The sequence below is a fragment of the Streptomyces gilvosporeus genome (assembly GCF_002082195.1).
GTDB classification, from domain to species: Bacteria; Actinomycetota; Actinomycetes; order Streptomycetales; family Streptomycetaceae; genus Streptomyces; species Streptomyces gilvosporeus.
Map to the genome: position 1 here is coordinate 5,272,717 of NZ_CP020569.1, position 13,706 is coordinate 5,286,422.

A 13,706-nucleotide genomic window follows, 5' to 3' on the forward strand; every position below is an offset into this window, starting at 1 on the left:
TGGTCCGCCGCCTACGGCTCACCCGCCGAGTGCCGCCACCCGCCGCGCGAACTGCGCGGTGGCCGTGCGGATGTCCTCGGCCGTCCATTCCAAGGCCGGGGCGGCGGCCGTCACCTCTGTCATCGACAGGCCGGGAGGCGTGGCGGCGTCCGGTGTGAACCACTGGCGGAAGAGGGTCGTGTGTGTCTCCTCCGCCAGTCGTATGCCGGCTTCGTTCAGGACCTCGGGCGGGTGGGGCAGCCACACCTGGAACTGGTGGGTGTGCGGGATGGCCGGATGGACCGTGAACCACGGCGCGTCGGCGTCCGCGAACCCGTCGCTCAGGGCCTGCGCGACGACCTTGGCGTGCGCCACGTACTCCGGCAGTCGTGGCAGTTCACGGTCCAGCCCTATGAGGGCGGTGAGCGCGGTCGGCCATTGCTGGAAGAGCTGGCCGCCGTAGCGGTGCCGCCAGGCGCGGGCCTCCTCGACGAAGTCCTCGGTGCCCGCGAGGGCGGCGCCCGCCGTCGCGTCCAGCGACTTGTAGAACGAGACATAGACGCTGTCCGCAAGGGCGGTCGTCTCCGGGAGCGAGTGGCCGAAGTGCGGGGCGCTTTCCCACAGGCGGGCGCCGTCGAAGTGGATCACCGCGTCGCGGTCCCGTGCGGCCGCCACCGTGGCCGTCAGTTCTTCCCATGCGGGGAGGACGAACCCGGCCTCGCGTAGCGGCAGTTCGAGGGCCAGGGTGCCGAACGGCTCCTGGAGGTCGTATATCTCCTCGGGGGTCGGCAGCCGTGGTGCGCGCGTCGGATGCACCATGTGCAGGCCACTGACCACGGCATACGCGTCGCGTTCATGCACTTCCAGATGGGACAGGGGGTGCCCGGCGACCGTCCGGCTGCCCGTACGCCCCGCCCAGCAGCGCAGGGCGACCTGCTGTGCCATCGTGCCGGTCGGGAAGAAGGCGGCGGCCTCGGTGCCCAGGATCTCGGCGGTGCGGCGCTCCAGCTCGCCCACGATGCCGTTGTCGTTGCCGTAGATGTCCGTCCAGTCGTCCAGGTCGTACGCGGCGGGTGCCTCGGCCAGCAGACGGTCCAGCCGCTCGCGGAGCGTCTCGACGGGGGCGCCGCCCGAGAGGACCCGTTTCGCTCCGTGCCAGGCCGCCATCCGCCGTGCCCGTCCTGATGCCACCGCCTCGCCGGATGCCGTCCCGCCGGTCTCCGCGCCCGGCTTCCGTACGTCCCCCATCACGGTCTCCACCTGCCTTTCCGTTGCTTTTCCGACCATGCGTCCGTGCCGTGGAAGTGAGCATGGCGCAGGCCCGGGCGCTCCCGCGACCCCTGTGGATAAGGTTGTGGATAACCCGCGGGGTGTGTGTGGAACGGCATGCGGGGCGGGGCGCGCCGGCGTGCGGACGGCGAGCGGCAGGCCCGCCGGATATGACCCGTCTCACGCTTCGTGCAGCCCCCGTAGCCGCCGGAAACACTCGCGTAGCATGGCGAGGAATCGTCCGGTACCCCCCGCGGACTGGAACGGAAGGCCATCGCCGCGTGAACGCAACCCCACCCCCCGAGGCCCACGAACGCCCCGCCCGGCTCACCGTCGGAGTCGTCGGCGCGGGCCGTGTCGGGCCCGCCCTCGCCGCGTCGCTGCGGCTCGCCGGGCACCGTCCGGTCGCCGTGTCGGGGGTCTCCGACGCCTCCGTACGCCGTGCCGCCGAGCTGCTGCCCGACGTCCCGCTGGTCACCCCGGCCGAGGTGCTCGCCCGCGCCGAGCTGGTGCTGCTGACCGTCCCCGACGACGCCCTCGCCGACCTGGTGCGCGGCCTCGCCGAGACCGGTGCCGTACGGCCGGGCCAGCTGCTCGTGCACACCTCGGGGCGCTACGGCACGGCCGTGCTGGACCCGGCCACGCGGGCCGGTGCGCTGCCCCTCGCGCTGCACCCGGCCATGACCTTCACCGGCACCTCCGTGGACGTCCAGCGGCTGGCCGGCTGCTCGTTCGGGGTGACGGCGCCCGAGGAGCTGCGGATGGCGGCCGAGGCGCTGGTCATCGAGATGGGCGGGGAGCCCGAGTGGATCGCGGAATCGGCGCGTCCGCTCTATCACGCGGCCCTCGCCATCGGTGCCAATCACCTGGTCACGCTGGTCGCCCAGGCCATGGAACTGCTCGGCGAGGCCGGTGTGACGGCCCCGGACCGGATGCTCGGCCCGCTGCTCGGCGCGGCCCTGGACAATGCGCTGCGCTCCGGTGACGCCGCCCTGACCGGGCCGGTGGCGCGCGGCGACGCGGGCACGGTCGCCGCCCATATCGCGGAGCTGCGCCGGCATGCGCCGCAGAGCGTGGCCGGGTATCTCGCGATGGCCCGTACGACCGCGGACCGGGCGCTGGCCCACGGCCTGCTCAAGCCGGAACTGGCCGAGGACCTTCTCGGCGTGCTCGCCGGGCACACCGACCCCGATGACGTCGGCCCCACCGGAGGCGACCGATGACCACCTCGCCCCCGCCTCCCGGCCCCCGCCTCCTCCACACCGCCGCCGCCCTGCGCGACCTGCCCCGCCGCACCGGCGCCCGTGCCGTCGTGATGACCATGGGCGCGCTGCACGAGGGGCACGCCACCTTGGTCCGGGCCGCCCGTGCGCGGGTCGGGCCGCAGGGGCAGGTGGTGGTCACGGTGTTCGTCAATCCGCTCCAGTTCGGGGCGGGGGAGGACCTGGACCGCTACCCGCGCACCCTGGACGCGGATGTGGTGCTGGCCGCCGAGGCGGGCGCGGACGTGGTGTTCGCACCGTCGGCCGACGAGGTCTATCCGGGCGGGGAGCCCCAGATCCGGATCGCCGCGGGGCCGATGGGCACGCTCCTGGAGGGCGCCAGCCGCCCCGGGCACTTCGACGGGGTGCTCACCGTCGTCGCCAAACTGCTGCATCTGACGGCCCCGGACATCGCCTTCTTCGGGCAGAAGGACGCCCAGCAGCTCGCGGTGATCAGCCGGATGGCCACCGATCTGAACTTCCCCGTGGAGATCGTGGGGGTGCCGACGGTCCGCGAGGACGACGGTCTCGCGCTCTCCAGCCGTAACCGCTATCTGTCCGCCCCCGAGCGCCGCACCGCGCTCGCGCTGTCCGCCGCGCTGTACGCGGCCCGCGACCGGCTCGCCGCCGAGGAGGCGCTGCGCGCCCGCGCCGCCTCGGTCGGGCACCCCGCGCAGGACCGGGCCGCGGCCCTGGCGGCCCTGGGAGAGGACCGGGCCGCCGCCGACGCGCATGCCGTGGCCTGCGCCGCGGCCGGCCCGCCGCACGGCCCCTCCGTGGCCCGCGCCGCGGCCCAGGCGGTGCTGACGGACGCGGCCCACCTCGACCCGCCGCTCCACCTGGACTATCTGGCCCTGGTCGATCCGTCCGACTTCACCGAGGTCCCGGATACCTACGAGGGCGAGGCGATCCTCGCGGTGGCCGCCAAGGTCGGCACCACCCGCCTCATCGACAACATCCGCCTGGTGTTCCGCCCGGCGCCGGGCACGGGCACCGCCACGGCCGTCGCCACCGCGTCCGCACCGGACACGGCGGAGACCACCCCCGGCACCCCCACCTCCACCACTCCCCAAGGCCCCCTCGGAGCGCACCGATGACCGCCACCGGAACAGGAACCGGCCCCGGCCACGCGATAGCCGCCGCCACCGCACCCGGCATACGCCTGACCGCCCCCGCCCCCGGCTGGGCCATCGACGCCGACGTGGTCGTGGTGGGCTCCGGGGTGGCCGGGCTGACCGCCGCCCTGCGCTGCGCCGCCGCCGGGCGCCGTACGGTCGTGGTCACCAAGGCCCGTCTCGACGACGGCTCCACCCGGTGGGCCCAGGGCGGTATCGCCGCGGCCCTCGGTGACGGCGACAGCCCCGAGCAGCATCTGGCCGACACCCTCGTCGCGGGCGCCGGACTGTGCGACGAGGAGGCCGTCCGGACCCTGGTGACCCAGGGGCCGGACGCCGTCCACCGCCTCATCGGGGCAGGCGCCCGCTTCGACACCGCGCCCGGTAGCGACGAGATCGCGCTCGGCCGGGAGGGCGGCCACCACCGCCGCCGGATCGCGCATGCCGGAGGCGACGCCACCGGGGCCGAGGTCTCCCGCGCCCTGGTCGAGGCGGTCCGCGCCGCCGGCCTGCGCACCATCGAGAACGCCCTGGTCCTGGATCTGCTCACGGACGCGCAGGGCCGTACGTCCGGCGTCACCCTGCACGTCATGGGCGAGGGCCAGCACGACGGGGTGGGCGCCGTGCACGCCCCGGCGGTCGTCCTCGCCACCGGGGGCATGGGCCAGGTCTTCTCCGCGACCACCAACCCGGCCGTCTCCACCGGGGACGGCGTCGCGCTCGCGCTGCGCGCCGGGGCCGAGGTCTCCGACCTCGAATTCGTCCAATTCCACCCCACCGTCCTGTACTTGGGGCGGGACGCGGAGGGCCAGCAGCCGCTGATCTCCGAGGCCGTACGGGGCGAGGGCGCGCATCTCGTCGACGCCGACGGAACCCGGTTCATGGTCGGACAGCACGAACTGGCCGAACTGGCGCCGCGCGACATCGTCGCCAAGGCGATCCTGCGGCGGGCCCAGGAGCAGGGCGCCGAGCACATGTACCTGGACGGACGGCACTTCGGCGCCGAGATGTGGGAGCACCGCTTCCCGACCATCCTCGCCGCCTGCCGCGCCCACGGCATCGACCCGGTCACCGAGCCGATCCCGGTCGCTCCGGCCGCCCACTACGCCTCCGGGGGCGTACGCACCGACCTGTACGGGCGGACCACCGTGCCCGGCCTCTACGCCTGCGGTGAGGTCGCCTGCACCGGTGTGCACGGCGCCAACCGTCTGGCCTCCAACTCCCTCCTGGAGGGGCTGGTGTTCGCGGAGCGGATCGCCGACGACATCGTGGCCGGTCCGGCGCGGCGGCCCGGCGAGCCCCTGCTGTCCGACGTGCCGCCCGTTCCGCTGCTCCCGCCCGAGGCGCGCTTCGAGATCCAGCGGATCATGACCGCGGGCGCCGGAGTGCTGCGTTCCCGTGCGAGCCTGGCGGAGGCGTACCAGGCGCTCGTCCGGCTGACCTCCAAGAGCGCCGCCGACTCGGCGGACGGCAAGGCCGCCGAGCCCGGTGTGGAGGCCTGGGAGGCCACGAACCTGCTGCTGGTGGCGCGCGCTCTGGTCGCCGGTGCCCGCAGCCGCGAGGAGACCCGCGGCTGCCACTGGCGCGAGGACCACCCCGAACGCGACGATCTGAACTGGCGGCGCCACTCCGTGGTCACCTTCCGACCGCCCCACACCGTGGTGTTCCGCGCCACGGACTCCGCCGACTTCCCCGCCACCCAGCCCGACAGCCTTCCCACCCCTCAGCCCGAGACGGAGCCGAACCCGTGAGCAGCATCCCCGACAACCTCCCTCTCCTCCAGATCGGCGGACGGCCCTCCGGCGAACCGGCCGGAGGCTGCGGCGATGCCTGCGGCTGCGCCGGCGACGACGCGTACGAGCTGGACCCGCTGACCTGCGGTCTGGACCCCGACCTGGCCGCGCTCCTGGTGGCCGCCGGGCTCGACCCCGTACAGGTCGAGGACATCGCGCACATGGCCGTCGAGGAGGACCTCGACCAGGGTGTGGACGTCACCACCGTGGCCACCATCCCCGAAGACGCCGTCGCCACCGGTGACTTCACCGCCCGCGAGGCCGGTACGGTCGCCGGGCTGCGGGTCGCCGAGGCGGTGCTGTCCATCGTGTGCACCGACGAGTTCGAGGTCGAGCGGCACGTCGAGGACGGCGACCGGGTCGAGGCCGGCACCAAGCTGCTGTCCGTCACCACCCGCACCCGCGATCTGCTCACCGGCGAGCGCAGCGCGCTGAACATCCTGTGCCGCCTGTCGGGCATCGCGACCGCCACCCGCCGCTGGGCGGACCTCCTGGAGGGCACCAAGGCCAAGGTGCGCGACACCCGTAAGACGACTCCGGGGCTGCGGTCGCTGGAGAAGTTCGCGGTGCGCTGCGGCGGCGGCGTCAACCACCGGATGTCGCTGTCGGACGCCGCGTTGATCAAGGACAACCACGTGGTCGCGGCGGGCGGCGTGGCCGCCGCGTTCCGGGCCGTACGGGACGAATTCCCCGGCCTGGCCATCGAGGTGGAGGTCGACCGGCTCGACCAGATCCCGCCGATCCTCGACGAGGGCGCCGATCTGATCCTGCTGGACAACTTCACCCCGGAGCAGACCCGGCAGGCCGTGGAGCTGGTCGCGGGCCGCGCGATGCTCGAGTCCTCCGGCCGCCTGACCCCCGACACCGCCCGCGCCTACGCGGAGACCGGCGTCGACTACCTGGCCGTCGGCGCGCTCACCCACTCCTCCCCGATCCTCGACATCGGCCTCGACCTGCGCGAGGACGACGGCCAGGCCGAGGACGCCCACCAGGCCGGGGCCGCCGGCCGGGACGAGGACCGCTGACCGCCATGCTGCTGACCATCGACGTGGGCAACACCCACACCGTCCTCGGCCTCTTCGACGGCGACGAGATCGTCGAGCACTGGCGCATCTCCACCGATGCCCGACGCACCGCCGACGAACTGGCCGTGCTCCTCCAGGGCCTGATGGGCATGCATCCGCTCCTGGGCGACGACCTGGGCGACGGCATCGAGGGCATCGCCATCTGCTCCACCGTCCCCTCCGTCCTGCACGAACTGCGCGAGGTCACCCGCCGCTACTACGGGGACGTGCCCGCCGTCCTGGTGGAGCCCGGCGTCAAGACGGGCGTACCGGTGCTGATGGACAACCCCAAGGAGGTCGGCGCCGACCGGATCATCAACTCCCTGGCGGCCGTGGAGCTCTACGGCGGCCCGGCGATCGTCGTGGACTTCGGTACGGCCACCACCTTCGACGCGGTCAGCGCCCGCGGCGAGTACGTCGGCGGCGTGATCGCGCCGGGCATCGAGATCTCGGTGGACGCGCTGGGCGTCAGGGGCGCCCAGCTGCGCAAGATCGAGCTGGCCCGGCCGCGCAGCGTCATCGGCAAGAACACCGTCGAGGCGATGCAGTCCGGCATCCTCTACGGCTTCGCCGGCCAGGTGGACGGTGTGGTGCAGCGGATGGCCCGGGAACTGGCCGACGACCCGGACGAGGTGACGGTGATCGCCACCGGCGGCCTGGCCCCGATGGTCCTGGGGGAGTCGTCGGTGATCGACTCCCACGAGCCGTGGCTCACCCTCATCGGCCTGCGCCTGGTCTACGAGCGCAACATCGCCCGGTCGTGAGCGTCGCCCGGTCGTGAGCGTGCCCCGGTCCTGAACTCGGCCGGGTCCCGAACGCCGTCCGGCCCGGAGCGCCGCGGCACCTCGACCCGGTACGCCCAGCCGCGCCACCGTGCACGAATTAAGTGGCTTTTGTCTGAAATAGTCGTAAAGTCGCCGCATGCCTATGCCAAACGGAACCCGCGGTGGCATGACGTTCAGCGCCGATGAGCTGCGAGTGCTCCGTCGCGCTCTCGCCCATGCCCACCAGTCGACGTCCCGCTCCGTCCCGCTCGGCGTCGCCCTCCAGTGGCCGGAGGACACCCAGGAGTACCTCCGGCTGGCCGAGGAGCTGGACGAGGCGGTGCACGAGGGCGGCCGGCTGCGCGCCTTCCTGGTCGCCGACCTCGCCCGCTACCGCGACGCCCTACCGGGCTCCGCCGCCGGCTACCTCGCCCAGCTCGGGGAGGCTCTGGAGGCGGGTTACGTCCCCGGTTCCGACGACCTCGCCGCGCTGCGCTCGCTGGTCGCGCGGCACACCGGGGCGGCCGAGAGCGAGCGCCGTGCCGCCCTGCTGCGCCACTGCGAGCGGCTGGCCGAGCGGTCCGTACGGACCCGGCTGCGGGCCCTCGCCGGAGGCCGCGCGGCGGCGCACGAGCCGGAGCGCGAGCGGGAGCGCGAGCCGGAGCGCGAACCGTCCACCGAACCGGCCACCGAGCCCGAGCGGCGGCCCGCGCCGTCCCCCTCGCCCGCGCCCAGGCCGTCGCGTCCGGGCCGCCCCATCCCCACGCCCGGCGAGGTCTTCCCGCCCCGCCGCAAGAAGCCTGCCCCGCCCCCGGAGACCCGTACCGCCTGAGCGCTGCGTACCCTGGGACGGCAAACGCCCGAATAGGAGGCCATACGCCGTGGACTACCTCGCAGCGCTCACCCCGCCCGTCGTGATGGCCGTGGCCTTCACCTGCCTGATCGTGACGATCGTCAAGAGCCAGGGCGGCCCGAACAAAGCCAAGGAAGACGCCGCCGCGGACGCGATGCTCGCCCGCTCCGAGTCCGCCGCGGACGCCAAGACGCAGGGCGCCTGACCGCCCGGCGCCTTTTCCGGCGCGGCGCGCACCCGCCGCCCGCACACCACGGCCGATACGGCCCGGGAATGACCGTCCCGGGCCGTACGCCTTTTTCCGGCCCAAACGCAACGAGATCAACGGGCATTCGCGACATCTCCCACTATTGTTCTTGTGTGCCGAGACCATTGGGTGATCTGGAAGACGCGGTGATGACGCGGGTGTGGGAGTGGAACCGCCCGGTCACCGTTCGGGAAGTCCTGGAAGATCTCCAGAAGGAACGGTCGATCGCCTACACAACGGTCATGACCGTATTGGACAACCTTCATCAGAAGGGCTGGGTGCGCCGCGAAGCGGAAGGCCGCGCCTATCGATATGAGGCGGTCTCCACTCGGGCCGCGTACTCGGCCGCACTGATGAACGAGGCATGGTCCACCAGTGACAACCCGGCGGCCGCTCTCGTGGCCTTCTTCGGCATGATGTCGCCGGAACAGCGACAGGCCCTGCGCGATGCCGTACGGATGGTGCAGATCGACGATCCGGGAAGCGCCGGGACGCCGCAGGAGACCGAAGAGTCCGAAGCCGCCGCCGCTCCTGAACGGGCCCCCGAACGGACATCGGAAGCGGGAAGGGAAGAGGAACCCGGGGCGGGCTCCGGGGGCACGGGGCGATAGCGTCCCGCCATGCCCGTGCATTCAAAAGGTCTCACCGTCCGCCGCGCCCGGACCAGCGATGTCCCGGCGGTACGCCGCCTCATCGACTCCTACTCACGGGACGGCATCCTGCTCGACAAAGCCACCGTCACGCTTTACGAGGACATCCAGGAGTTCTGGGTCGCCGAACGGGACGAAGACGCCGAGGTCGTCGGCTGCGGCGCACTGCACGTGATGTGGGAAGACCTGGCCGAAGTCCGCACCCTTGCGGTCGATCCGCAGCTCAAGGGCCACGGAGTCGGCCATCTCGTCCTCGACAAGCTGCTGCGAACGGCACACTGGCTCGGAGTACGGCGCATTTTCTGTCTCACCTTCGAAGTCGACTTCTTCACCAAGCACGGCTTCGTGGAGATCGGCGAGACTCCGGTAGAGCGTGATGTCTACAGCGAGCTGCTGCGTTCCTATGACGAGGGCGTTGCCGAGTTCCTCGGGCTCGAACGAGTGAAGCCCAACACCCTGGGTAACAGCCGGATGCTTCTGCACCTGTGAACAGCGTTCTATGTCCGAATCGCTCCGCTATCGCTCCCCTATCGATCCCTATCGAGCCCCCTATGCCGAGCTACGGAAGCATGTGTTCCCCGCTCTGCGGGCAAGTGAACCCTACCCAAGGGTTTGTGTTTTTCCCGGAAAAGCGGTTTGCTTTCCGTCGTAATCCACATTCGATGAAAGGGAAACCGGTGGCACAGAAGGTTCAGGTTCTTCTTGTTGACGACCTCGACGGTGGCGAGGCGCACGAGACGGTGACGTTCGCTCTCGACGGTAAGTCCTACGAGATCGACCTCTCCGATGCCAACGCCGAGAAGCTTCGCGAGTCGCTCACGGAGTTCGTGAAGGCCGGCCGTCGTACCGGTGGCCGTTCCGGGGCCCGCGGCAAGGCGCGCGCCGCTTCCGGTGGCTCCGGCGACACCGCGAAGATCCGCGCGTGGGCGAAGGAGAACGGCTACAACGTCAATGACCGCGGCCGCGTCCCCGCCGACATTCGCGAGGCATTCGAGAAGGCCAACGGCTGATCGCCGCAAGCGCGATCGGATTGGGCATTACGAGCACGCAGCAACCGGGCACGGTGGCACTCCGTTGCCGCCGCGCTCACCAGCCGAATGAGGTCGGGGGCGCCCCCACCGTCTCCGCCGATTCCTGCCCCGAACCCCGTGCTGGGCAGGGAATTCTCCGCCGCGCGCCCCGGCCGGGGAGGTCGCAACCATCCTGCGGCCTCCCGCGCGCCGAATTCGCAGGCCGAGAGCGTGTCGGCGGCAGCGGCGCGGACGGGGACGGCCGGTGCGGGCATCCGCTCCCCGGCTCCGCGCGCACCGAGATCCGGCGTCAGCGCACCCCACTCGAGCCATTGCAGGATTTCCGGCAGCTGCTCGGCGCCGCCGGCCGCGATGAGCATGAGCACTTTCGGCCGTTCCAGGCGGCGATTTCCGTCGCATGAGGGCCGCAGCAGCGCCACCGGGCCGGTGTCTGGCAGCCGCCGCAGTACGGCCCGCCCCGCGTCGGCCGGCATCTCCAGCACGTCGAAATGCGGCCCCACGAGCAGCTCCACGGGCTCCGTGGCGGTGGTCGGCCAGCCCATCTCCTGCTCGTACCACCGGCGGACGGCGGACAGGGGGCTACGGGGTCGCGGAAGTGCGCGGGCCATATCCGGTGCAACGGCCAACGAACTCGGGAAGTTACGCAGGGTGGAAGTCCCGCTCCGATGCGGATACGCACCGTGATCGGGCGGGGGCGTGCCAGGACATTCGGCGGCGGGCGGGTGTTCGCCCGTAGCGGATGGAAGCGGCCCGCGCCGCATGGAGTGTCAGTGGCAGCGGGTAAGACAGTCACAGTGGGAAAAGACCGTGTGACCGGCGCTCTAGGCGCTCTGCACCGGCGGATGGCCGGATGCGGTGGGCGTGTCGGGCCGGGGTGCGTTCGCCACGGGCGTAGTGGCGAACAGCGTATATGCCTGGCCTGCGGGAACATCGTCTCGCACCATCGAGTTGGAGCAGATGTCAGCTGTTCGGCAGTAAATTTCCCCGCCGGAGCGGGGTGATCCGGACGGGTGTCGGCAGTTGGAATGAGCTGTCCCGTGTTGCGGGACTAGCATGCGGAAGGACAGGGAGGGGACCGACCCCTAACTGCCTGACCGCTCTGAGGAGCGATTAACGATGTTCGAGAGGTTCACCGACCGTGCGCGGCGGGTTGTCGTCCTGGCTCAGGAAGAAGCCCGGATGCTCAACCACAACTACATCGGCACCGAGCACATCCTCCTGGGCCTGATCCACGAGGGTGAGGGTGTCGCCGCTAAGGCCCTGGAGAGCCTCGGGATTTCGCTCGAGGCGGTCCGCCAGCAGGTGGAGGAGATCATCGGCCAGGGCCAGCAGGCCCCGTCCGGGCACATTCCCTTCACCCCCCGTGCCAAGAAGGTCCTGGAGCTTTCGCTCCGCGAGGCCCTCCAGCTCGGCCACAACTACATCGGTACGGAGCACATCCTGCTCGGCCTGATCCGCGAGGGCGAGGGCGTCGCCGCCCAGGTCCTCGTGAAGCTGGGCGCCGATCTCAACCGGGTGCGGCAGCAGGTCATCCAGCTGCTCTCCGGCTACCAGGGCAAGGAAGCCGCCACCGCCGGTGGCCCCGCCGAGGGCACGCCCTCGACCTCCCTCGTCCTGGACCAGTTCGGCCGCAACCTCACGCAGGCCGCTCGCGAGACCAAGCTCGACCCGGTCATCGGGCGCGAGAAGGAAATCGAGCGGGTCATGCAGGTGCTCTCCCGCCGTACGAAGAACAACCCGGTCCTCATCGGCGAGCCCGGCGTCGGCAAGACGGCGGTCGTCGAAGGACTGGCCCAGGCGATCGTCAAGGGCGAGGTGCCCGAGACCCTCAAGGACAAGCACCTCTACACCCTCGACCTCGGCGCCCTGGTCGCCGGCTCCCGCTACCGCGGTGACTTCGAGGAGCGCCTGAAGAAGGTCCTCAAGGAGATCCGCACCCGCGGCGACATCATCCTGTTCATCGACGAGCTCCACACCCTGGTGGGTGCGGGCGCCGCCGAGGGCGCGATCGACGCCGCCAGCATCCTCAAGCCCATGTTGGCGCGAGGCGAGCTGCAGACCATCGGTGCCACCACGCTCGACGAGTACCGCAAGCACCTGGAGAAGGACGCGGCCCTGGAGCGCCGCTTCCAGCCCATCCAGGTCGCGGAGCCGTCGCTGCCCCACACGATCGAGATCCTCAAGGGCCTGCGGGACCGCTACGAGGCGCACCACCGCGTCTCCATCACGGACTCCGCCCTGGTCGCGGCGGCCACCCTGGCCGACCGCTACATCTCCGACCGTTTCCTGCCGGACAAGGCGATCGACCTGATCGACGAGGCCGGCTCCCGCATGCGCATCCGCCGCATGACCGCGCCGCCGGACCTGCGCGAATTCGACGAGAAGATCGCCGATGTGCGCCGGGAGAAGGAGTCCGCGATCGACTCGCAGGACTTCGAGAAGGCCGCGGGCCTGCGCGACAAGGAAAAGCAGCTCCTGGCCGCGAAGGCGAAGCGGGAGAAGGAGTGGAAGGCCGGCGACATGGACGTCGTCGCCGAGGTGGACGAGGAGCTGATCGCCGAGGTCCTGGCCACGGCCACCGGCATCCCGGTCTTCAAGCTCACCGAGGAGGAGTCGTCCCGCCTGCTGCGCATGGAGGACGAGCTCCACAAGCGCGTCATCGGCCAGAAGGACGCCATCAAGGCGCTCTCCCAGGCCATCCGCCGTACCCGTGCCGGGCTGAAGGACCCCAAGCGTCCCGGTGGCTCGTTCATCTTCGCGGGCCCGTCGGGCGTCGGTAAGACGGAGCTGTCCAAGACCCTCGCCGAGTTCCTCTTCGGCGACGAGGACGCGCTGATCTCCCTGGACATGTCGGAGTTCAGCGAGAAGCACACCGTCTCGCGGCTCTTCGGCTCGCCCCCCGGCTACGTCGGCTACGAAGAGGGCGGCCAGCTCACCGAGAAGGTGCGCCGCAAGCCGTTCTCCGTGGTGCTCTTCGACGAGGTCGAAAAGGCCCACCCGGACATCTTCAACTCCCTGTTGCAGATCCTGGAGGACGGTCGCCTGACCGACTCCCAGGGCCGGGTCGTGGACTTCAAGAACACCGTCATCATCATGACGACGAACCTCGGCACCCGGGACATCTCCAAGGGCTTCAACCTGGGCTTCGCGGCCCAGGGCGACGTCCGTACCGGCTACGAGCGGATGAAGAACAAGGTCAACGAAGAGCTCAAGCAGCACTTCCGCCCCGAGTTCCTCAACCGTGTCGATGACACCGTCGTCTTCCACCAGCTGACCGAGGAAGACATCATCCAGATCGTCGACCTCATGATCGCCAAGGTGGACGAGCGGCTCAAGGACCGCGACATGGGCATCGAGCTCAGCGGCACCGCCAAGTCGCTGCTGGCCAAGCGCGGGTACGACCCGGTGCTCGGCGCCCGTCCGCTGCGCCGCACGATCCAGCGCGAGATCGAGGACGCCCTCTCGGAGAAGATCCTCTTCAGCGAGCTGCGTCCGGGCCACATCGTGGTCGTCGACGTCGAGGGCGAGGGTGACAGCGCCAAGTTCACCTTCCGCGGCGAGGAGAAGGCGGCCCTGCCGGACGCCCCGCCGATCGAGTCCGCCACCGGCGGCTCGGGCCCGAACCTGAGCAAGGACGCGTAGCGCGTAGAGCGACTCGCACAGCGGCGCTGCCCCGGAC

General features: G+C 71.2%; 13 protein-coding genes. 11 read left to right on the top strand and 2 right to left on the bottom strand.

Going from position 1 to position 13,706, the window contains the following annotated elements; translation table 11 throughout:
• Positions 1-18: 18 nt before the first annotated feature.
• Positions 19-1,227, bottom strand: coding sequence for a threonine aldolase family protein (locus B1H19_RS23575; RefSeq protein ID WP_083109824.1), 1,209 nt, complete (start codon positions 1,225-1,227; stop codon positions 19-21).
• A 302-nt stretch (positions 1,228-1,529) separates the two neighbouring features.
• Between B1H19_RS23575 and B1H19_RS23580 the strand changes: the two genes are divergently transcribed.
• The 10 genes from B1H19_RS23580 to B1H19_RS23620 all read left to right on the top strand — a co-directional run bounded on the left by B1H19_RS23580 (position 1,530) and on the right by B1H19_RS23620 (position 10,006).
• Positions 1,530-2,471: a Rossmann-like and DUF2520 domain-containing protein gene (locus B1H19_RS23580; protein WP_083106778.1), complete on the top strand. Its 942-nt coding sequence runs from the start codon at positions 1,530-1,532 to the stop codon at positions 2,469-2,471.
• The gene (gene panC, locus B1H19_RS23585) at positions 2,468-3,607 is read left to right on the top strand and encodes a pantoate--beta-alanine ligase (RefSeq protein ID WP_083106779.1); all 1,140 of its coding nucleotides are present in this window, start codon (positions 2,468-2,470) and stop codon (positions 3,605-3,607) included. The genes B1H19_RS23580 and panC overlap by 4 nt, the downstream gene beginning before the upstream one ends.
• Positions 3,604-5,376: an L-aspartate oxidase gene (locus B1H19_RS23590; protein ID WP_083106780.1), complete on the top strand. Its 1,773-nt coding sequence runs from the start codon at positions 3,604-3,606 to the stop codon at positions 5,374-5,376. Before panC ends, B1H19_RS23590 begins: the two co-directional genes overlap by 4 nt.
• A complete protein-coding gene (gene nadC / locus B1H19_RS23595) occupies positions 5,373-6,443 on the top strand; it encodes a carboxylating nicotinate-nucleotide diphosphorylase (RefSeq protein WP_083106781.1) in 1,071 nt (356 codons plus the stop codon). The genes B1H19_RS23590 and nadC overlap by 4 nt, the downstream gene beginning before the upstream one ends.
• Positions 6,444-6,448: 5 nt before the next feature.
• Complete coding sequence (locus tag B1H19_RS23600; protein WP_083106782.1) at positions 6,449-7,246, top strand: type III pantothenate kinase; 798 nt, start codon at positions 6,449-6,451, stop codon at positions 7,244-7,246.
• A gap of 157 nt (positions 7,247-7,403) precedes the next feature.
• Positions 7,404-8,078 (top strand): hypothetical protein, encoded by a 675-nt coding sequence (locus tag B1H19_RS23605; protein ID WP_237289490.1) that lies wholly within the window; start codon positions 7,404-7,406, stop codon positions 8,076-8,078.
• A gap of 49 nt (positions 8,079-8,127) precedes the next feature.
• On the top strand, positions 8,128-8,304 hold the full coding sequence (locus B1H19_RS39335) for a hypothetical protein (protein ID WP_203237212.1): 177 nt from the start codon (positions 8,128-8,130) through the stop codon (positions 8,302-8,304).
• A 191-nt stretch (positions 8,305-8,495) separates the two neighbouring features.
• Positions 8,496-8,957 carry a BlaI/MecI/CopY family transcriptional regulator gene (locus B1H19_RS23610; RefSeq protein ID WP_237289868.1) on the top strand — a complete coding sequence of 154 codons (462 nt, stop codon included), beginning with the start codon at positions 8,496-8,498 and terminating at the stop codon, positions 8,955-8,957.
• Between the two features lie 9 nt (positions 8,958-8,966).
• Positions 8,967-9,485 carry an amino-acid N-acetyltransferase gene (locus B1H19_RS23615; RefSeq protein ID WP_083106785.1) on the top strand — a complete coding sequence of 173 codons (519 nt, stop codon included), beginning with the start codon at positions 8,967-8,969 and terminating at the stop codon, positions 9,483-9,485.
• A 188-nt stretch (positions 9,486-9,673) separates the two neighbouring features.
• Positions 9,674-10,006, top strand: coding sequence for a histone-like nucleoid-structuring protein Lsr2 (locus tag B1H19_RS23620; RefSeq protein ID WP_083106786.1), 333 nt, complete (start codon positions 9,674-9,676; stop codon positions 10,004-10,006).
• Here the strand turns inward: B1H19_RS23620 and B1H19_RS23625 are convergent.
• Positions 9,937-10,635 carry an SCO3374 family protein gene (locus B1H19_RS23625; protein WP_083106787.1) on the bottom strand — a complete coding sequence of 233 codons (699 nt, stop codon included), beginning with the start codon at positions 10,633-10,635 and terminating at the stop codon, positions 9,937-9,939. The genes B1H19_RS23620 and B1H19_RS23625 overlap by 70 nt on opposite strands.
• A gap of 508 nt (positions 10,636-11,143) precedes the next feature.
• Between B1H19_RS23625 and B1H19_RS23635 the strand changes: the two genes are divergently transcribed.
• A complete protein-coding gene (locus tag B1H19_RS23635; RefSeq protein ID WP_030066181.1) occupies positions 11,144-13,669 on the top strand; it encodes an ATP-dependent Clp protease ATP-binding subunit in 2,526 nt (841 codons plus the stop codon).
• Positions 13,670-13,706 lie beyond the last annotated feature (37 nt).

Excerpts from the sequence above, each read along its gene's own strand:
- B1H19_RS23605 (WP_237289490.1), top strand. The coding sequence starts at position 7,404 with ATGCCTATGCCAAACGGAACCCGCGGTGGCATGACGTTCAGCGCCGAT.
- B1H19_RS23600 (WP_083106782.1), top strand. The coding sequence starts at position 6,449 with ATGCTGCTGACCATCGACGTGGGCAACACCCACACCGTCCTCGGCCTC.
- panC (WP_083106779.1), top strand. The coding sequence starts at position 2,468 with ATGACCACCTCGCCCCCGCCTCCCGGCCCCCGCCTCCTCCACACCGCC.
- B1H19_RS23575 (WP_083109824.1), bottom strand. The coding sequence starts at position 1,227 with ATGGGGGACGTACGGAAGCCGGGCGCGGAGACCGGCGGGACGGCATCC.
- B1H19_RS23615 (WP_083106785.1), top strand. The coding sequence starts at position 8,967 with ATGCCCGTGCATTCAAAAGGTCTCACCGTCCGCCGCGCCCGGACCAGC.
- B1H19_RS23625 (WP_083106787.1), bottom strand. The coding sequence starts at position 10,635 with ATGGCCCGCGCACTTCCGCGACCCCGTAGCCCCCTGTCCGCCGTCCGC.
- B1H19_RS23610 (WP_237289868.1), top strand. The coding sequence starts at position 8,496 with ATGACGCGGGTGTGGGAGTGGAACCGCCCGGTCACCGTTCGGGAAGTC.
- B1H19_RS23590 (WP_083106780.1), top strand. The coding sequence starts at position 3,604 with ATGACCGCCACCGGAACAGGAACCGGCCCCGGCCACGCGATAGCCGCC.
- B1H19_RS23635 (WP_030066181.1), top strand. The coding sequence starts at position 11,144 with ATGTTCGAGAGGTTCACCGACCGTGCGCGGCGGGTTGTCGTCCTGGCT.